Genomic DNA, 19,684 nt, shown 5'->3' with positions numbered 1-19,684 from the left:
ATATTTGCCCGACAGCTTGTGTTGCAATGCTTAAGCAGGATTTTAAATTTCTAACCTACTTTATTATGAATACATCTCTTCTAGAATTAAAACTAAAAAGGTTAAAAATCTCCTTTAAAAAAGAAGGTAATAAAATAATTATTGGGAAGGCTAAAACAGACGTGTCTCAACTATTTTTTTTGATACTAACGCCTCTTATTTTATCAATATTCATTGTTTCATATTCACTAATCAAGGGATGGACATTAGGTAAAGCTTATATTTTTGCCTTGCTGTTGTTTCTTTTCGCCATATTTAATTTAAAAAGAATAGGCATTAAAAAAGAAGCCAACAACCATGTCAAAACACTTGTAAATAACACTTTAAAGCTTGTGATTGGAAAGGATGTAAAAACATTTGACTCCCATTCTATAAACAGGTTTACCTTTACAGTAAAAGAAATTCATAATGACATGTATGAAGGGAAACTTTTTTTACTCGATAAAGACGACAATTCCCATCTAATACTTGGCTTTGATGATGATAGTGAACAACTTGTCCAAAACGACCTTGTTTGGTTCATGGATTTCTTGAAACTATACTTAAAAATGAAGTAACATTTATTCCATCGCCTTTTTAAAGGCAGCAAGTAATTTTTGAACTCTTGGGTGTTCAAAAACAGCTGGATAGAGTTCTTTTATAATAGAGTGATACTCAAAGTCTATTGCCAGCCCATTTTTTAAATGAGCAATTCCATGATTCTCTTTATTTAGTACAAAGAATAGCCCTGCCAATCTATATTCAATTTCAGCAAAGTTTTTATAAATTTTTTGTGAGGTAAAAAGAATCGATAATGCATCATTATATTCTCCTATAAAAGACAAAACATCGGCAAGCGCTATAAAAACTTCTATATCTTCATCTTTGAGCATTATGCATTTTTGGAATGCATTGACTGCCTCTTCAAAAAAATCTAGCCTAACGTTAATCTCTGCATATTTTCTCCAGTACAACGCATTATCTTCATCAATCTTCAAGGCCTTATTTATATAGTATAATGCCTTTTGATAGTCTTCTTGAATATAATAAGATTGCGTAAGCAATACCCATCCTTTATCTAGCAAAGGGTCTTCATGTACGGCTTTTTTATAATAACCTATCGCAGTATCAAGTGCATCCAATTTATCGTAGCACTCTCCTATTCTTACGTAGGCAAATGCTGTAGGGTCATCTAACTCAAGCGTAATTAGGTAATTTTCAATAGCTTCATCATAACGCTCCAATTGTTCCAACGTCTTTGCTTTCTCAAGATATCCGCCTATAAAAGACTCGTCAATCAAAACAGCATAATCAAAAGAAGTAAGTGCCTCTTTAAACATATTTAAAATAAAATACTGTCTACCTAGCTGATGCCAAGCTACTTCGCAATAAGGATTCTTATTAATGTATGCATTCAGATATTTTATGGCTTGTTCATGATCTTTCTCCATATCGAAACAATACACCACATTATATAATGCCGAATAATCTTCAAAGTCCACATCTATACATTTGGCAAAATTCAACCGTGCATTTTCAAAATCATCCAAGTATAGATATTCCATTCCCATCAATGACCAAACATCTACTTTATCATTTGTATGAGTCAATGCTATTTTTAAATTTTCTATAGCTTCTTTATGAGCACCTCCTTTAGACAATATGGTTGCTTTTTGAATATAAACCTCATCGTTATTTGGGTCTATTGCTTCTATTTTTTTAACCAGCTTCGCTGCTAATTCTAACTTATTGTCAAAAATGAGAATCTCTACCTCCAACAATTTAAGGTCTACAGATGTAGGGTGCTGTTCCAAACCTAGCTTCACAGCTTTCTTAGCTAAGGAGTGCTTTCCGGTATCTAAATAATGGAGGATAATCTCTTCAAACTCAACCAAATCGAAAAAATAAACGCTATTGGTTTTTAACATGGATTCAAACTTTGTCAAAGGCATAGGCAACATATTTTGAATTACTTATTAAATGTACTACAACTCTTATACCACTTTTACATCTCCTTTTTTTGTTTTCAACAATTTAATTAACAACATCGTTCTTTCTTTTGGTCTCTAAATTTTGCTTGTATTCTTTTTTACACTAGCTTTGCTCAACTTTTAGTGTTATGCTAAACTGATAACATTTCTCATGAGCAAAAAAGTACTGTTAAACTCAAAAGAAATTGAAATTATCTTACATCGATTGGCTTGCCAGTTAATCGAAAATCACAATGATTTTTCCGATACAGTTTTAATTGGTTTACAACCAAGAGGTATTTTTTTAGCTAAAAGGTTAGCTGCACTTTTAGAAACTGAATATAAGGTAACCAACCTTTCGCTTGGTTTTTTGGATATCACTTTTTATAGAGACGACTTCAGAAGACGCGATGCGCCTCTAGAAGCAGCAAATACCAATATCGATTTTTTAATTGAAGGAAAGAAAGTTGTCATTATAGATGATGTATTATATTCCGGAAGAAGTGTTAGAGCAGCTTTAACCGCTTTACAGTCTTATGGACGACCTGAAAATATTGAGTTATTGGTACTTATTGATAGACGCTTTAGTCGTCATTTACCTATTCAACCTAATTATAAAGGGAGACAAGTAGATGCCATTAATGAAGAAAAAGTGCTGGTACACTGGAAAGAATCTCATAAAAAAGATGCAGTATATATAGATATTAAATAACATGAAGCAGTTAAGTGTAGAACATTTATTAGGAATAAAATATCTGAACAGAAATGATATTGATCTCATTTTTGAAACTGCCAATCATTTTAAGGAAGTTATCAATAGACCTATAAAAAAGGTTCCATCTTTAAGAGATATTACGATTGCCAATTTATTTTTTGAGAATAGTACGAGAACTAAATTATCCTTTGAACTGGCCGAAAAAAGGCTTTCTGCTGACGTAATTAATTTTTCTGCGAGTCAATCTTCGGTAAAAAAAGGAGAAACCTTAATAGATACCGTTAACAATATCCTATCTATGAAGGTAGATATTGTAGTAATGCGCCACCCAAATGTCGGTGCGGGTGTTTTTCTCTCAAAACATGTAGACGCTAAGATCATTAACGCCGGCGATGGCACGCATGAACATCCTACGCAAGCATTATTAGATTCTTATTCAATAAAAGAAACACTGGGAACAGTAAAAGGGAAAAAAGTCGTTATCGTTGGAGATATTTTACATTCCCGAGTAGCGCTCTCAAATATTTTTGCCTTAAAACTTCAAGGCGCTGAGGTAAAAGTATGCGGTCCTACGACCCTTATTCCAAAATATATTTCTAGTCTGGGAGTTACTGTTGAAACAGATATTAAAAAGGCACTGGAATGGTGTGATGTGGCGAATGTTTTGCGCGTTCAGCACGAACGCATGGATATCAAATACTTTCCTTCAACTAGAGAATACACACAGTTATTTGGAATTAACAAACATATACTAGATAATTTAGGAAAGAAAATTGTCATTATGCATCCCGGCCCTATTAATAGAGGTGTTGAAATAACTAGTGATGTAGCAGATGCCGATCAGTCCATTATCTTAAATCAGGTTGAAAATGGTGTGGCAGTAAGAATGGCTGTAATTTACTTATTGGCGCAACAAATAAAAAGGTAGTCATGATCATTACTCAAAAAGAAAACTATACATCAGTAGTTTCAGATGAAGCTGCTTTTCAAGAATTTTATACGTCCTTCTCTTCAAAACTTGAAACATTAAAAGAGCATCATTTAATTGTACAAGTTTCTGAAAATCTTAACACTTCAGAACAAGATATCTCCTTATTTTTGAACGTGGCTGAAGCACAAAAAGAAAATGGCATGTCATTTGTGGTGGTTTGTGCAGCGATTGACAATGATATTTTTCCGGAACATTTCAATATTGTTCCTACCTTTGTAGAAGCGGAAGATATCATTCAGATGGAAGCCATTGAAAGAGATTTAGGTTTTTAACGACCAAATTATAGTAAGAACGAGAGGTATATGATAAAAAAACTACTTTTTTTCATTTTATTGGTGTGTAGCGTAGCGGTTTATTCTCAGAAGAAAATAACTAAGCTTACGGCTTCACCAAACCCTTTTGTGAATTCTACAACCATTACGTTTCATTCCGAAGCTGATCAAAATATAACATTTAGTGTTAGGAATGTCATCGGAAAAACCGTTTTAACCAGGAAAATTAAAGTAAAAAAAGGTAATAACAAGATTCCTTTTTCTAAAAATAATTTAAAATCAGGAATGTATCTATATTCCATCCGTTCCGAAGTTAAAGTAACTTCCAAAAGATTTGTTATTCGATGAATCTTAAGCTAACCATTTTAGGTTGTCATTCTGCTACACCTAGAGTTAACGCTCATCCCACTGCACAATATTTAGAAATAAATAATCGTCATTTTTTAATTGATTGTGGAGAAGGAACGCAGCGTCAAATGCGTAAACACAAGGTTGGATTCTCCAAAATAAACCATATTTTTATTTCACATTTACACGGAGATCATTTCTTTGGATTGATTGGACTTATCAGCACTTTGGGTATTCTAAATAGAGAAAGAGATCTACACATTTATGGCCCAGAAGGAATAGAAGAGGTTACGAATCTTCAATTGAAAGTTTCCAAAACCTATTCTAACTTCAGTCTTGTTTTCCACGAGCTTTCTTCTAAAGAGAGTGAACTGATCTATGAAGACGAGAAAGTTTTTGTACGAACAATTCCTCTAAACCACAGGGTATATACCAACGGTTTTTTATTCACTGAAAAAGAAAATCAACGAAACTTAAATATGAAGGCTATTGCAAAATTGGATGAGATTGAAACTTGTGATTATCGTTCTCTAAAAATTGGCAAAGATTTTGTTTTATCAAATGGAAAAACTATTCCTAATTCAGAGCTTACGTTTGATCCTCCTAAACCCAAAACATACGCATTTTGTAGCGATACGTCTTACAAACCAGATATCGTTCCTATTATTGAAAATGCCGATCTATTATATCATGAAGCTACATTTTTATCCGATCGAGAAGATTTGGCAAAGAAAACAAAACATTCTACGGCCAGACAAGCTGCTGAAATAGCAAAAATGGCAGATGTTAAATCTTTGGTGATTGGACATTATTCTAGTCGCTATAAAGAACTTGAATCTTTTAGAGAAGAGGCACGCATTATTTTCGACCCAGTTCATTTAGCAGAAGAAGGCAAAGAGTTTATTGTATAGTGTCTTTAGTACTCAAAGTATCTATTTTTACTTTGTCCATCGAGTGATCCATCTTGCTCTCAATAGGAACATCTTCAACTTTTTCTATAAAAAAAGTCAGATATACCAGAAGTCCCACTATAACAATTACCAGTAGTTTTACACTTTCTTTTTTCATTGTTTAATATTGATTAATAGATAATAAAACAAGCGTGCATGCTACCTCTGCTATAATACCGTTTTCAACTAATAATTGTTGAAATTCATTATTTTCAGTTCCAGGATTAAAAATAACACGTCTAGGCTGCAAATTTAATATGTAACTATAGTATTCTTTTTGTCTTTTCGGGTTTAAATATAGCGTAACAGTATCAATATCATCATAATGTACAAGTTCAGTGTCAATTTCCACATCTGCCACCACTCCTTCTCTTAAACCATACGCCATAACCTTTAACTCCTTATCTCTAAGCCTATTAATAGCAATGTTCGAATACCTATCTTCTTTTAAGGAAGCCCCAAAAACCAGTGTTACATTTTTCATTTGTTAATAATACGTTAAACAGTGTTAAAGAAAGTAACAAAGATACACAAAGCATCGTCTATAAGTCATTGAAAAAAATCAACCAAAAATTAACATAATGAAAAAATTATTATTGTTTTGTATGCTAAGTGTAACTATAAATTCCTTTGCACAATTAGCTAAAAACAAAATCTCAAAACCTGGCGTTATTTCAGGAAAAGTAGTAGATGACGCTAGTAAAGAACCGCTTCCATATGTGAATATTGTAGTCAGAGATATGGCTAAAAAAGTAATTACTGGAGGTATTACCAAAGATGATGGTACTTTTAAAATTAAAGACATCCCAGAAGGAAACAGTCTTGTTGAAGTACAATTTATAGGTTATAAATTATACAGTAAGCAAATTAGTGTTTCTAATAAGAATAGAAAATTAGACCTAGGAACTATTTCTTTAAAAGAAGATAGCGCTCAACTAGATGAAGTGGTCGTAAGAGCAGAGACCTCAACCGTTGTTCAAAAAGTTGACAGAAAAGTAATTAATGTTGGTAAAGATTTAACGTCTGCTGGAGCTACGGCTGCTGAACTGTTAAACAATGTACAGTCGGTAAGTGTAGATAGTCAAACTGGAAACATCAGTTTACGTGGAAATCAAAATGTACGCGTCTTAGTTGACGGTAAACCAACAAATATTCCTGCTGCTCAATTATTGAGGCAAATTCCATCGACATCAATTAAAACAGTAGAGTTAATCACCAATCCATCTGCGAAGTACAATCCAGAAGGGATGAGTGGAATTATCAATATTGTGTTGAACAAAAATGCGAATATGGGATTCAATGGTTCATTAAATACAGGAGTTGAAGTTGGGCATTATGTGCGTTATAATGGATCAACAAACATGAACTATAAGACTGGTAAAGTAAATTTCTTTACGAATTATGGCTACAACTCAGGTGATCGTTACAACTTCGGATTTGTAAATAGAACAGGTGTTAATTTTCAAGATTTTATCTTTAAAAATGATAATACTTCTCACTTATGGAAATTTGGTGCAGATATTTATTTAGACGAGAAAAATACGTTGTCTTTCTACACAACACAAAACTGGTTTGATAGTAGAGCAGATGGTCGAACATTAGTATTTGATGCAACCAATACTATCGTCAGTAACGCTCCAAATACGCAAGCATCTGATAGTAAAAATCAGGTCTATAACATGAACTACAAACATGATTTTGATAAAAAGGGTCAAAACATAGAACTTGAAGCTACTTTTTCTAAAAATGATGCACCGTCAAGATTAGACAATCAAGATTTATTATTAGCTCCTACGGATCAAGCGTATAAACTGTTAAACTATTTTAATGACATTACTGTTGATAGAAACAATACATTAATCAACCTTGATTATACAGATCCTATTTCTAAAAACGGAAAGCTAGAGTTAGGATTAGAGTATAGAGTTAACAAAACTGATAATGGTAATATTACTGACCAAGAAAGATACACCTATCTTAGAAACGCGAATGGAGATTTAATCTTAGATATAAACGGAAATCCACAAATAACGGGAACTACTCGTATTGGGAATTCTTCTTTCACTTATGATAGAAACATTTACTCAGGATATGTAAACTACGGTCACAAGTTTGGGAAAGTAACGATGCAATTAGGTGCACGTATTGAACAATATGAGATTGAAGGAAATTTCAACCAAGAAACTCAGGCTTCAATAAAAGTAACTGACGAAATATTTACAGTATACCCATCTGCATTTTTCACGTATAACCCATCCGATAAGAATCAATTTCAATTTAGTTATAGTCGTAGAGTAGATAGACCTAGCATTCAGCAAGTAAATCCAATCAGGGAATGGAGTACTCCATTAATCACATCTATTGGTAATGAGAACTTAGTACCTCAATTTACCAACTCTTTTGAAGTAAACTATACTAGAAGAATTAAAGGAGGATCTATAACATTTGGAACGTTTTACAGGAAAGTTAATGATGCAATCAATAGAATTACCTATAGCGATCCAACAGATGCAAGTAATGTAAGACAAATCTTAACATTTGCAAACTTTGAAGATACAAATGCTTATGGTTTAGAATTTTCAACAAACTATAAAATTGCAAAATGGTGGAGAGCAAATGCAAGTATGGATTTTTATTCTCAAAAACAATTTGGTACAGCTGACTTGACGAATCCAAATGCAGCACGAAGAGAAGTTCAAAATGAGGCATTTAACGCAAGAATCAGCAATAGCTTCAGAGTAAACAAAAACTTAAGACTGCAGTTATTTGCAATGTACAGAGGAGCAAACAGAAACATCCAGTGGGATGTAGATCCAATGTCTATGGTAAACATAGGCGCAAATTACAGTGTACTAAAAGGGAAGGGTAGCATTAGCTTTAGAGTAAATGATATCTTTAACACCATGAGATTTAAATTTAACTCAACCAATCCATTTGCACAGGATGGTAGATTTAAGTGGGAAAGTAGAACAACTTACTTAGGATTCAATTATAGATTTGGTGGTGGTAAAAACAGAGCTAAATCTCGTAGAAGAAGAGATAATAATGAGAAACAAGGAGGCGGAGGCTTCTTTTAGACCATAGATTAGTTAGTTAGTAAAAAAGCCGAGGTATCTACCTCGGCTTTTTTATATTATTTTCTTAATATCTACCATCTAATAATAACACTTCCCCATGTAAACCCACTACCAAAAGCAGCCAATACAACCAGATCGCCATCATTGATCTTTCCTTTCTCCCATGCTTCCGTTAATGCAATAATTACGGATGCAGCAGTTGTATTTCCATACTTCATGATGTTATTATACACCTGATCATCTCTTAACTGAAATTTTCTCTGAATAAATTGCGCAATCCGTAAATTCGCTTGATGTGGAATTAACATGTCAATGTCTTCTTTCTGTAAGTTGTTTGCTTGCAAACCTTCTACAATTGCTTCTGAAAAACGAACCACCGCATGTTTAAATACAAATTGTCCATTCATGTATGGGTAATAAGATACATCATCTGGATTGTTTTCAGCCAGAATTTCAGGCACCCATCGTCCTGTGGATGGGCCTTCCAATGCTAATTCCTTAGCATGCTTCCCTTCTGAGTGTAAATGAGAAGACAACACTCCTTTGTCCTCTTCTTCAGATCTGGACAAAACAGCTGCCCCTGCTCCATCTCCAAAAATAACTGTTACATTACGACCACGTGTAGAACGTTCTAAACCACCTGAATGATTTTCAGATCCGATAACTAACACATTCTTATACATTCCTGTTTTTATAAACTGATCGGCTACGGACATAGAGTAGATGAACCCTGAACATTGATTACGCACATCTAATGCACCTACCGTAGGCATATCTAACATATCTTGCACTCGCACACCTCCACCAGGAAAGTACATGTCTGGACTCAATGTGGCAAAAATGATGAAATCTATATCATCTTTGGTTAATCCCGCTCTTTCTATCGCAATTTTAGCAGCTTTTACTGCCATGGTAGATGTGGTTTCTCCTGTAGCAGGATCTATCCATCTTCGTTCTTGTATTCCTGTTCTTTCCTGGATCCATTCATCGCTCGTCTCCATCCATTGTTTCAAGTCGTCATTCGTAACCACATTTTCTGGCACGAAATATCCTAATCCAGTAATCTTCGAATTGTACATATATAAGTCAATTTGTTGTTTGTTCTCGCTAAAGATAGCAAAAATACACATTTCTCATTTCTCAATGGAATTATGTCATCTTGTCATAAATTGGTCTTTGGTATTTTTTTTGACTACTTAATGAATATAAATTCAAAATAAACAAAAACATATATTATGAGTAAAGGAAATATTAATGTATCGGTAGAAAATATTTTTCCGTTAATTAAAAAGTTCTTGTATTCTGATCACGAAATATTCTTACGTGAATTGATTTCTAATGCCACAGATGCGACTACAAAGTTGAAACATCTAATCTCTATTGGCGAGGCAAAAGTCGAATTGGGAGATGCTAAAATTGAGATTAATATTGATAAAGATGCTAAAACTTTAACAATTAAAGATCAAGGATTAGGAATGACCGCTGAAGAAGTGGAAAAATACATTAACCAGATTGCATTTTCCGGTGCGGAAGAGTTCTTAGAGAAGTACAAGGATGACAAAAATGAAACTGGAGTAATTGGTCATTTTGGACTAGGTTTCTATTCAGCTTTCATGGTAGCAGATAAGGTAGAAATTATTACTAAATCTTTTAAAGGTGATAAAGCTGCACATTGGACGTGTGATGGTTCTCCTGAATATACCTTGGTTGAGCATGACAAAGAAGGTAGAGGAACTGAAATCATTTTGCATATTGCCGAAGATTCAACCGAGTTTTTAGAAGATGGAAAGATTTCTGGGTTATTAACCAAGTACAACCGTTTCAATCAAGTGCCAATTAAGTTCGGCACAAAAGAAGAAACACTTCCATTACCAGAAGGTGCTGCAGAGGATGTGACTCCAGAAAAAGTAACCGTTGATAACATTATCAATAACACGAACCCTGCCTGGACTAAAAAACCAGCAGATCTTGAAGATGAGGATTATACCAATTTCTACCGAGAATTGTATCCAATGCAGTTTGAAGAGTCTTTGTTCCACATACATTTAAATGTAGATTATCCTTTCAATTTAACGGGTATTCTGTATTTTCCAAAATTAAGTCAGAACATGGATATGCAAAAAGATCGTATCCAATTATATCAAAACCAGGTTTTTGTTACGGACAATGTAGAAGGAATCGTTCCAGATTTCTTACAAATGCTAAAAGGAGTTATTGATTCTCCAGATATCCCATTAAACGTTTCTCGTTCGTATTTGCAAGCAGATGGAGCCGTAAAAAAGATCTCTGGATACATCACAAAGAAAGTAGCAGATAAATTAAGTTCTTTATTCAAAAATAACCGTGAGGATTTCGAAGCTAAATGGAATGATATTAAGGTGATTATTGAGTATGGAATGCTATCAGAAGAGAAGTTCTTCGATAAAGCAAAGAAGTTTGCATTATACCCTACGGTAGATGATACGTATTTTACATTTGACGAGCTTTTAGAAAAAACAAAAGACGCTCAAACTGATAAGGATGGTAATCATATTGTTCTATATGCTGCAAATAAAGATGCGCAGCATGGATATATTCAAGATGCCAAAGAAAAAGGGTATGAAATATTATTACTGGACTCTCCTATTGTGTCGCATTTGATGCAAAAATTAGAAACTAGTAATGATAAAGTGAAGTTTACACGTGTCGATGCAGATCATATAGACAATTTGATTAAAAAGGACGATACAGTTATCTCCAAACTATCAGATGAAGAAAAAGAAACATTAAAACCTATGATCGAAGCTAGTGTTCCTAAAGAAACATACACAGTTCAATTAGAAGCAATGGACTCTAATGCATCTCCATTCTTAATTACGGTGCCAGAATTCATGAGACGTATGAAAGAGATGAACGCTACTGGTGGTGGTATGATGGGTATGGGTAATTTACCAGAAATGTACAATCTGGTAGTGAACACCAATCATGAACTTGTAGGAGAAATTCTAAACACAAAAACAGAGAAGAAAAGAAACAGGTTAATCAATCAAGCATTTGATCTTGCAAAGTTGTCTCAGAATCTATTACATGGAGAAGAGCTAACGAATTTTATCAAACGTAGTTATGATTTGATTAAATAGTGGCTTTTATCACAAACAAAAAGTAAATCCTCTCTGCTTTCGCAAAGAGGATTTTTTTATTATGTATATTTATCCTGTTAGATTCACTGATCAACTTTAAAAATATATGAGCACCTTCAAAGAGTTTGAAAAACAACTCGAGCCAAAACAAACCAACTACAAAAAATGGAGCTGTAAAGTTCTTGTTTATACCGTAGCATTGAACATACTTGTTGGTTTTATGGTGTATAGAGGTAACTATAGACCTATAGCAATTGTAATATGCCAATGGCTAGCAAATATCATGCTCCTAATCAGTACAATTTTGATCATATTAAGCATCCAAAATAAGGAGCCAAAAAATTATGAATATTATGTTTCCATAATAGGAAATGCCATTTTGATACTTCTTACTATAATTTCAGTAATCTTTGTGTTCATCAATTAATTTCAACCATGAAAAAACTATCTTTCCTATTCATTTTTACCAGTATTTTTACGTTCGCTCAATCCAATACTGAAGTGTTCTTATTTGATCTGTCAAAAAGTGGAAAATTGTCCAATCAAAGAAACATTTCTAAAAACCCCGGCTATGATAGCCAACCTAGTTTTTATGCAAAAGACAAACTTTTATTTACAGCCACCAGAAATGGACAAACAGATATAGTACTATACGATATCAGCACAAATAAGAAGATCGATTTTTTGAGTAATACTCCGAAAGGGGGTGAATACTCTCCCCAAAGAATTCCTAAATCCAAGAATGTATCTGCGGTCCGTTTAGACAATGACGGTTTACAGCGCTTTTATAGTTATGATTATACAACCAAAGAGTCCAAAGAAGTAATTCCAGAATTGAAAGTGGCCTACCCAATGTGGTACAATAAAAACACGGTAGTTTCATCTGTGATTGTCGGAAATGACCTCGATTTGATTATCAGCGATATTAAATCAGGAGAAAATTATACGGTTCAAAAAAAAGCTGGTAGATCTTTCCATCATATTCCCAATTCTAAGTTGATTAGTTATATCAGTAAAGCAAATAGACAATGGGAGATCCGGTCCTTGAATGTAAAAACTAAAAAAACACAGAAAATTGTAAATACTAGTGGAGATTATGAAGACATTTGTTGGCTACCAGATGGAACCTTATTACAAGCAAAAGGAGATAAAATCTTGAAATTCAATCCTAAAACGGATACGGATTGGTCTCTGTTTCACTCGTTTAAAAACAGTAGTATCCATAAGATATCTCGAATTAGAGTAAGCAAAGACGGAACAAAGATCGCTATTGTTGCGCAAGAAGACCCTGTCTTTTTTGTAGAGCAACAATTAAAGGCATATAACAACAGAGATATTGAGGCATTCGTAAAAGCATTTGCTGAAGATGTGAAAGTTTATAACTTTCCAAACACATTAAATTACGAAGGCAGAGAAAATATGCGAAAAGGTTATGCTGATTTCTTTGCAAGAACAAAGGATTTACACTGCAAAATCGTAAAGCGTATCGTAAAAGGTAATATAGTGATCGATGAAGAGTTAGTAACGGCCAATGGAAGAACTTTTGACGCAGTCGCTATTTACGAAATCGAAAATGGAACAATTACTAAGGTTACTTTTTTATAAACCAGAAGCTCTTTTACTAAAGTATCCTTTAATATAAAATACTTGAATACTGATCATAACAGCAAACAATAAGAAGCCATAGAAAGTAGTCGACGAAACATTCATCCCTTCAAATAGGTTTAGACTCGGTAAACTAACTTTATCCAAAAAAGAGAAGTCCAGACTCACTTTTTCTAACAAACCACCTTCTTGTTTTTGAAAAGGTATCAAAACAATAGCTAAAATAGCTGCTACTGATAGTATCCAAACTTTTTTTGGAATTAATGGTTTGTAAACAAAAGTATTTTTAGTTTCTAATGCTGAAATGGAATCCATTATGGATTTTGTAAACCCTTTTGACGGAGTTTCCAATTCTAAATTTTTGATCTGCTTCTTTGCAAACCTATCTAACTTTTTATCTGTATTATCTTCCATAATGATTAATTAATTCAGGTTCTACTCTGGCTTTTACGATGGCTAAAAGTCTTTTTCTAGCTCTATGTAATTTTACTTTGATGTTAGATTCCGAGTAGGAAGTTACATCTTTTATTTCTTTTAAACTCAATTCTTCAAAATAAAACAACCATAAAATAGTTCTTTCATCTTCAGGTAAAGCATCCATACATTCCTTGATCATTTCTGCCCGCTCCCCTCTTTCTATCACTTGTAAGGTATCTTCAATCGCCTTGATCTTATTTTCATTTACCTCGTCTATAGTATCTGTATTGTGTGTTCTGGCAATTTTCTTTACCCGATCAATACAATTATTATAAGTAATCTTATACAGCCATGTAGAAAATTTAGAATCTCCCTTAAAATGTTGCAATGACTTAAACGCCTTAATAAAACTGTCCTGAGCTACCTCTTCTGCTTCTTCTTTTCTCTTCGTGATTTTTAACGCCAGAGAAAATACCATATCTCTATACTTATCTACCAAGAAAGCAAAAGCATTCGTGTCTCCATTTAAGACTTTATCTATATATTGTTGGTCGTTGTTAATAGTCATTATATATAATGACAGTAAATTAGGGATGAAGGTTACAGATTTATGCGAAAAAATATTTTTTTACATTTTTTGTAACCTTTTTTTAAAGCACCCTGTCATATGCTACAAACACATTAAAATTAATCATAAAAAATAAATAACATGGAAGTAGCAGTTTTAGCAATAATATTCGGATCGGTTTTTGGCATATTCTACTTGTTCTTTTCAACTAGAAACAAAGAAAGATTAGCCTTGATTGAAAAAGGAATAGAAGCAAAAATCTTTTCGCGTGGAGATAAAGGAAGCCCGGCTCCATTCTGGAAAGTATTTATCTTGAACCTGGCAGTTTTATTAATGGGTGTAGGAGTAGGCATCTTTATTGCTTCAATTTTATATTATAGCTTTGGAATCGAAGAAGAAGTTGCATATCCAGGAACAATTTTCTTAATGGCTGGTATTGCTCTTTTTGTAGGCTTTACACTAACTAAAAAATTAGACAGAGAATAAGTAGTTAATAGCCATCAACCAACCAAAAAAACCACCTCTCCTAGGGTGGTTTTTTTGTTTTTAAAAAGTCATTACCTTTAAGCAATCCTTTTTTTATGAGTAAAGATTACAAGAGTTCCGTTTTCAAAGACCTGTTAGATAAGCTTCAACAAGAAAGTTGGCAATTAGAGTTACTAATCTCTGGTTTTGCCATTTTTGGTTTATTCTCTTCATTAGGTACTATACAATTAAATTTAGAAACCGCTAATTATGATAGTCGGATATACGAAATATTGATCTGGTTCTCTATAAAGATTTGTTGCTGGATATTAATTATTAGTTTGCTAATCCATGTAACTTTAAGAGGGCTTTGGATTGGTGCGCTGGGCCTTCGTTATGTCTCTGGCGATATAGATTATGATGAATTAAAGTACTCTCCAAAATTTACCAATTTCTTAAGTAACAAAATTGGCTCATTTGATAAGTATATTGCATCGTTAGAAAACTATTGCAGTATCCTATTTGCCATTTCTTTTCTACTCATTTTTTACTTTCTGGCTGTTATTATGTTCCTTGTTACCATTATGGTAATTGTTTTCATTTTTTTAGATAATGATGCCGAAGGAGTATGGGAAACCATTCTTTCTATAACTGGAATAGTTATTATACTTTTTCTTTTTTTAGGAATGTTCCTAACCTTTATTGATTTTATCACCCAAGGTTTTTTAAAAAGGAAAAAATGGACTTCCAAGTTTTACTTTCCACTATACAGAGTATTTAGCATTGTATCATTGTCTTTCTTATATCGTCCTTTAGTTTATAATTTTTTGGACAATAAATTTGGAAGACGCTTGAGTTTTGTATTGTTACCTGTCTTTGTTGCGATCTTTATATTTTCTAGCTATAGTTATAGAACTTCAAATTACTTAAATATTGATCGTTCCTCGTCAGAAAATTATGCCAATCCTAATAACTATGAAGATCTATTAGAAAAAAACAAAGACTTCGTGAAAATAGCTTCGATTCCTTCTAAAGTAATTACTGATCCTTACTTAAAAGTATTTGTAATCTTCAATGAGCATGTAGAAAATCGACTATTCGATTACAATGAAAATCTAAAACCTTTAATTGATATCAGAGGACTCGAATCTGAAATATCACTCACAGGGAATAATTGGACAAGAGCGGAGAGGCGCAAAAGAGATAGTTTACGTTTAGTGTACTATAAGACTTTTAACAAAGTCTATTCTGTATATGTAGATAACGTAAAATATCCTTCAGATTTTATAGCTACCACCAATGTGAACAAGAAATTAGGTTTTGAAACCTATTTGAACATCAAAAATTTAACAGAAGGAAAACATCTGTTAAAAATTGCTAGACTTAGGAAAAGAAAGAAAGATACCACTAACTTTATAGCCGTCACCATTCCTTTTTGGCATTTTAAAAACAACTAATCATGAAGAATTTTATAACCTTAGTAACCTTAATTTTAACAACGGTAACGACTGCTCAAACCGACAAAAGAGTATATGATATAGTTAACGAAGTATCAGCAGAAAGAATTAAAGAAGACATTACAACACTTGCCAATTTTGGAACCCGGCATACTTTAAGCGACACTATTTCACAAACAAGAGGTATTGGTGCGGCCAGACGCTGGATAAAATCAGAATTCGATAAAATATCTTCAAATTGCAATAACTGTTTAAATGTTTTCTATCAAAAAGATCTGGTAAAAAAAGATAATAGACGTATTGTGCATGATGTGATGGTAGTGAATGTAGTAGCCGTTCAAAAAGGCACAAAATATCCGAATAGATATATTATCATGAGTGGAGATATCGATTCTCGTGTTTCTAAGTCAAATGATTTTACTTCGGATTCACCAGGTGCCAATGATAATGCTTCTGGAATGGCAGGAGCTATTGAAGCAGCAAGAGTACTATCGAAGTATACTTTCGAAAATAGTATTATATATGTGGGATTGTCTGGAGAAGAACAAGGTTTGTTTGGCGGAAGAGGATTAGCGGCTTATGCCAAAGAAAAAGGTTGGGAAATCATTGGTATTTTAAACAATGATATGATCGGAAACATCAAAGGGGTTGATGGTGTTATTGACAATAGAACCTTCAGAATTTTCTCAGAACCAACGACCTATGATAATCATACAGAAAGACAAAGACGTATGCGACGTTTTTATGGCGGTGAAGTGGATGGTATTTCGCGTCAGTTAGCACGTTTTATTTATAAGAGTACCAAAACTTATATGCCTGAAATGAATCCAAAGATGATTTACCGTTTAGATCGTTTTGGACGTGGCGGACACCACAGGCCTTTTAACGATGCTGGGTTTGCTGGAGTTCGAATTATGGAAATGCATGAAAATTACACGCAGCAACATCAAGATATCAGAACTGAAAACGGAATTGAATATGGAGATAAGATCAAGTTTGTTAATTTCGACTATGCTAAGAAACTAACGGCAGTTAATGCGATCAATTTAGCCACTATAGCATGGGCACCACCAGCACCTAAAAATGTAAAAATAGGAGGTGCTGTACAACCAGCAGTTAAACTAAGTTGGGATAAAGTCGATGGTGCCAAAGGTTATAAAATTTATTGGAGAGATACTACCTCGCCTACCTGGGATCACTATAAATATGTGGAAAACGTAAATGCATTTACGCTGGATGGAATTGTGGTAGATAACTTCTTCTTTGGTGTTGCAGCAGTAGGAAAAGATGGTCACGAGAGTTTGGTAACATTTCCATCAGGATTAATTCGAAGATAGATACATCAACTTTCTTATAGCCGATGAATGGTAAGTCCTATATACTAACATTACTAATGATCTCGCTGTTTTTTGCCTGTACAACTGAACATACTCGTAATACAGTCGAAAAAAGCAAAGGTGTTATAACTGTTGACGGTATTGCCAGCGAAAAAATATGGCAAAGTGTTCCCTGGCTTCCTATAGATCAAGTTTGGTTAGGTAATCCGGTTTCGCCAGATGACTTTTCCGGAAAATATAAACTATCATGGTCAGAAGATGCTTTATATGTCTTAGTAGAAGTAAAAGATGATGTGCTGTTAGATAGATTTGAAAATCCATTGGAACGTTGGTGGGACGAAGATTGTGTAGAAATATTTATTGACGAAGATAATAGTGGTGGTGATCATCAATTCAATCATAATGCGTTCGCATATCATATTGATCTTAAAGGAAATGTTGTAGACATAATTGCTAAAGACACTCCGAAACTATTTAATGATCATATAGCATCTAAAAGAATAACTTCTGGTAATACGTCCATCTGGGAGTTCAAAATCTCTTTATTCTCTGACACTTTTATATACGGACAACCTGCCCAAAGCATCTCTCTATATGATGGAAAGAAAATTGGATTCGCTATTGCTTATTGCGATAATGATTCTAGTGACCAAAGAGAAAACTTTATTGGCTCTGTCGTTGTGGAAGGAGAAGATAAAGACAGAGGTTGGAAGGATGCTGGTATTTTTGAAACTATTCAACTAAAAAAATAATGACCAAACCCGAATTATATTTTAAAGACGACGCGGAATGGAGAACATGGTTAGCTACTAATTATGATAACTCTGATGGTGTTTATCTCATATTTTATAAAGTAGAAATACAAAAACCGTCCATGCGTTGGGAAGAGGCCGTAAAAGTTGCCCTGTGTTATGGTTGGATAGATTCTACAGTAAAAAGTTTGGGTGGTGGTAAGAGAAGACAGTACTTCTGCCCTAGAAAGAAGAAAAGTGTATGGAGCGCTTTAAATAAAAAATACATCAAAGAATTAGTTGCCAATAACCTTATGCATGAAAGTGGATTCTCAAAAATCAACGCAGCGAAAAAAGATGGTTCTTGGACTGCCCTAGACGATGTTGAGAATCTAATTGTTCCTGAAGACCTTCAAAAGGCCTTTGATGATAATAAAATCGCTTTTTCAAACTATACAAATTTTGCTCGTTCGTACAAAAAAAGTTATTTGTATTGGCTCAATCAAGCCAAAAGGGAAGAAACCCGATTAAAAAGAATAACGGAGATTATACAACTCTGTGAAGCCAATAAGAAAACCAAATAGCTCCTTCTTTTTCTTTTCCACAGTAGGCTAAAACTAAAAATATTCATCTTAAAAGCAGATGAAAATGTAGTTATTTTATTAAAATTTATATTTTGTTTAATCTTTTTGTATATTTGTTAAACAAATTAATTTCATCATGAAAATACTAGCTCTTAAATTCGCTCTAATAATTTTAATCGTCGGTACCTCCACAAACTCATATTCTCAAGGGTTTCAAGGCAAGGCAATTTACCTTACCAAGTCAAAAATGAGGCTCGGAAACTGGGGAGCCAGATTAAGTGCTGGGCAGAAAAAACAAATTGAAGCAAGACTAAAAAATAGGTTGGAAAAAAAATATGTCCTCACCTTTAATAATCAAGAGTCTATGTTCTTAGAAGAAGAAAAAATTGATGCTATTTCTGGCGCTACAGATTCTTGGGGCGGGTATTTCTCAAGAGGAAATCAATATAAAAACACGAAAAAAAACACTTTGGTACAGAGTCAAGAATTCTATGGAAAACGTTTTCTAGTAAAGGATCAACTGTATCGCATAGATTGGCAAATGAGCTCCGAAACCAAACAAATAGGTCAGTATACCTGTTACAAAGCCACCGCTACAGTTCCTACTTCAGAAATCGCTTGGTATAATTTTTCCTGGGGTGACCTAAGACCTGCTAAAAAGGATTCTGGCTCTGAAGAAGTTAAAGTAAAGACAACTACCATTGAAGCATGGTACTCGCTTCAAATTCCTGTGTCACATGGACCTGGTGAATTTTATGGACTCCCTGGTCTTATTTTAGAAGTTAGTGCTGGTGACACCGTTATGTTGTGTTCTGAACTCATCATGAATCCAAAAGAAAAGATCAAGATCAAAGCTCCAAATAAAGGTCAAGAGATTACTAAAAAAGAGTATGCAGCTACTATTCGTAAGAAAATGAGCGAAATGAGAGATATGCGCATGGGAAGACGAAGAAGCCGTTAATCTTGACATCCCCTTTTCATTTTTCCTATATAATCTACCACTTCCACAGAGAGCATCAAATTTCCATATGCTGACACTCGCAACGTCCTTAATTACCGC

21 protein-coding genes are annotated in these 19,684 nt (G+C 33.8%); 15 read left to right on the top strand and 6 right to left on the bottom strand.

Annotated elements, in window-relative coordinates; translation table 11 throughout:
- Positions 1 to 65 precede the first annotated feature (65 nt).
- On the top strand, positions 66 to 596 hold the full coding sequence (locus RQM59_RS10885) for a hypothetical protein (RefSeq protein ID WP_349242139.1): 531 nt from the start codon (positions 66 to 68) through the stop codon (positions 594 to 596).
- A 3-nt stretch (positions 597 to 599) separates the two neighbouring features.
- On the opposite strand, the gene RQM59_RS10880 is transcribed toward RQM59_RS10885, so the two are convergent.
- Positions 600 to 1,970 carry a tetratricopeptide repeat protein gene (locus RQM59_RS10880; protein ID WP_349242138.1) on the bottom strand — a complete coding sequence of 457 codons (1,371 nt, stop codon included), beginning with the start codon at positions 1,968 to 1,970 and terminating at the stop codon, positions 600 to 602.
- Positions 1,971 to 2,160: 190 nt separating this feature from the next.
- Between RQM59_RS10880 and pyrR the strand changes: the two genes are divergently transcribed.
- Genes pyrR through RQM59_RS10855 form a run of 5 tightly spaced genes read left to right on the top strand, consistent with a single transcriptional unit; the run spans position 2,161 to position 5,225 of the window.
- Entirely contained in the window at positions 2,161 to 2,700 is a 540-nt protein-coding gene (gene pyrR / locus RQM59_RS10875; RefSeq protein WP_349242137.1) for a bifunctional pyr operon transcriptional regulator/uracil phosphoribosyltransferase PyrR, read from the top strand.
- A gap of 1 nt (position 2,701) precedes the next feature.
- A complete protein-coding gene (locus tag RQM59_RS10870) occupies positions 2,702 to 3,631 on the top strand; it encodes an aspartate carbamoyltransferase catalytic subunit (RefSeq protein WP_349242136.1) in 930 nt (309 codons plus the stop codon).
- Positions 3,632 to 3,633: 2 nt separating this feature from the next.
- Positions 3,634 to 3,966 (top strand): hypothetical protein, encoded by a 333-nt coding sequence (locus RQM59_RS10865; RefSeq protein ID WP_349242135.1) that lies wholly within the window; start codon positions 3,634 to 3,636, stop codon positions 3,964 to 3,966.
- A gap of 30 nt (positions 3,967 to 3,996) precedes the next feature.
- Positions 3,997 to 4,314, top strand: coding sequence for a T9SS type A sorting domain-containing protein (locus RQM59_RS10860; RefSeq protein WP_349242134.1), 318 nt, complete (start codon positions 3,997 to 3,999; stop codon positions 4,312 to 4,314).
- Complete coding sequence (locus RQM59_RS10855) at positions 4,311 to 5,225, top strand: ribonuclease Z (protein WP_349242133.1); 915 nt, start codon at positions 4,311 to 4,313, stop codon at positions 5,223 to 5,225. Before RQM59_RS10860 ends, RQM59_RS10855 begins: the two co-directional genes overlap by 4 nt.
- Here RQM59_RS10855 and RQM59_RS10850 read toward each other — a convergent pair.
- Positions 5,215 to 5,382 carry a hypothetical protein gene (locus tag RQM59_RS10850; protein ID WP_349242132.1) on the bottom strand — a complete coding sequence of 56 codons (168 nt, stop codon included), beginning with the start codon at positions 5,380 to 5,382 and terminating at the stop codon, positions 5,215 to 5,217. The two genes, RQM59_RS10855 and RQM59_RS10850, sit on opposite strands and share 11 nt — an antisense overlap.
- 3 nt (positions 5,383 to 5,385) lie before the next feature.
- Positions 5,386 to 5,748, bottom strand: a complete 363-nt coding sequence (locus RQM59_RS10845) for a CoA-binding protein (protein WP_349242131.1) — start codon at positions 5,746 to 5,748, stop codon at positions 5,386 to 5,388.
- Positions 5,749 to 5,845: 97 nt separating this feature from the next.
- Here RQM59_RS10845 and RQM59_RS10840 point away from each other — a divergent pair, with 97 nt between their 5' ends.
- The gene (locus RQM59_RS10840) at positions 5,846 to 8,341 is read left to right on the top strand and encodes a TonB-dependent receptor (protein WP_349242130.1); all 2,496 of its coding nucleotides are present in this window, start codon (positions 5,846 to 5,848) and stop codon (positions 8,339 to 8,341) included.
- A gap of 71 nt (positions 8,342 to 8,412) precedes the next feature.
- Here the strand turns inward: RQM59_RS10840 and RQM59_RS10835 are convergent, their stop codons facing one another.
- Complete coding sequence (locus tag RQM59_RS10835; protein ID WP_349242129.1) at positions 8,413 to 9,420, bottom strand: 3-oxoacyl-ACP synthase III family protein; 1,008 nt, start codon at positions 9,418 to 9,420, stop codon at positions 8,413 to 8,415.
- 156 nt (positions 9,421 to 9,576) lie between these two features.
- On the opposite strand from RQM59_RS10835, the gene htpG reads away from it, so the two are divergent.
- Together htpG and RQM59_RS10825 are read left to right on the top strand one after the other, a co-directional pair.
- On the top strand, positions 9,577 to 11,460 hold the full coding sequence (htpG, locus tag RQM59_RS10830) for a molecular chaperone HtpG (protein WP_349242128.1): 1,884 nt from the start codon (positions 9,577 to 9,579) through the stop codon (positions 11,458 to 11,460).
- Positions 11,461 to 11,895: 435 nt separating this feature from the next.
- The gene (locus RQM59_RS10825) at positions 11,896 to 13,065 is read left to right on the top strand and encodes a nuclear transport factor 2 family protein (RefSeq protein WP_349242127.1); all 1,170 of its coding nucleotides are present in this window, start codon (positions 11,896 to 11,898) and stop codon (positions 13,063 to 13,065) included.
- On the opposite strand, the gene RQM59_RS10820 is transcribed toward RQM59_RS10825, so the two are convergent.
- Together RQM59_RS10820 and RQM59_RS10815 are read right to left on the bottom strand one after the other, a co-directional pair.
- Complete coding sequence (locus tag RQM59_RS10820) at positions 13,060 to 13,479, bottom strand: hypothetical protein (RefSeq protein ID WP_349242126.1); 420 nt, start codon at positions 13,477 to 13,479, stop codon at positions 13,060 to 13,062. The genes RQM59_RS10825 and RQM59_RS10820 overlap by 6 nt on opposite strands.
- Positions 13,469 to 14,050 (bottom strand): RNA polymerase sigma factor, encoded by a 582-nt coding sequence (locus RQM59_RS10815; RefSeq protein ID WP_349242125.1) that lies wholly within the window; start codon positions 14,048 to 14,050, stop codon positions 13,469 to 13,471. Before RQM59_RS10815 ends, RQM59_RS10820 begins: the two co-directional genes overlap by 11 nt.
- 141 nt (positions 14,051 to 14,191) lie before the next feature.
- Between RQM59_RS10815 and RQM59_RS10810 the strand changes: the two genes are divergently transcribed.
- The 6 genes from RQM59_RS10810 (at position 14,192) to RQM59_RS10785 (ending at position 19,585) form a co-directional block, all read left to right on the top strand.
- A complete protein-coding gene (locus tag RQM59_RS10810) occupies positions 14,192 to 14,536 on the top strand; it encodes a DUF6249 domain-containing protein (RefSeq protein WP_349242124.1) in 345 nt (114 codons plus the stop codon).
- A 95-nt stretch (positions 14,537 to 14,631) separates the two neighbouring features.
- Complete coding sequence (locus tag RQM59_RS10805; RefSeq protein ID WP_349242123.1) at positions 14,632 to 15,972, top strand: hypothetical protein; 1,341 nt, start codon at positions 14,632 to 14,634, stop codon at positions 15,970 to 15,972.
- A 2-nt stretch (positions 15,973 to 15,974) separates the two neighbouring features.
- Positions 15,975 to 17,309, top strand: coding sequence for a M28 family peptidase (locus tag RQM59_RS10800; RefSeq protein WP_349242122.1), 1,335 nt, complete (start codon positions 15,975 to 15,977; stop codon positions 17,307 to 17,309).
- Between the two features lie 23 nt (positions 17,310 to 17,332).
- A complete protein-coding gene (locus tag RQM59_RS10795; RefSeq protein WP_349242121.1) occupies positions 17,333 to 18,061 on the top strand; it encodes a sugar-binding protein in 729 nt (242 codons plus the stop codon).
- Positions 18,061 to 18,624 (top strand): YdeI/OmpD-associated family protein, encoded by a 564-nt coding sequence (locus tag RQM59_RS10790; protein WP_349242120.1) that lies wholly within the window; start codon positions 18,061 to 18,063, stop codon positions 18,622 to 18,624. Before RQM59_RS10795 ends, RQM59_RS10790 begins: the two co-directional genes overlap by 1 nt.
- Before the next feature lie 136 nt (positions 18,625 to 18,760).
- Positions 18,761 to 19,585: a GLPGLI family protein gene (locus RQM59_RS10785; RefSeq protein WP_349242119.1), complete on the top strand. Its 825-nt coding sequence runs from the start codon at positions 18,761 to 18,763 to the stop codon at positions 19,583 to 19,585.
- The last annotated feature ends 99 nt before the right edge of the window (positions 19,586 to 19,684 follow it).

The sequence above is a fragment of the Asprobacillus argus genome (assembly GCF_032248395.1).
GTDB lineage: Bacteria > Bacteroidota > Bacteroidia > Flavobacteriales > Flavobacteriaceae > Polaribacter > Polaribacter argus.
This window is presented reverse-complemented; position numbering and strand designations above follow the sequence as displayed.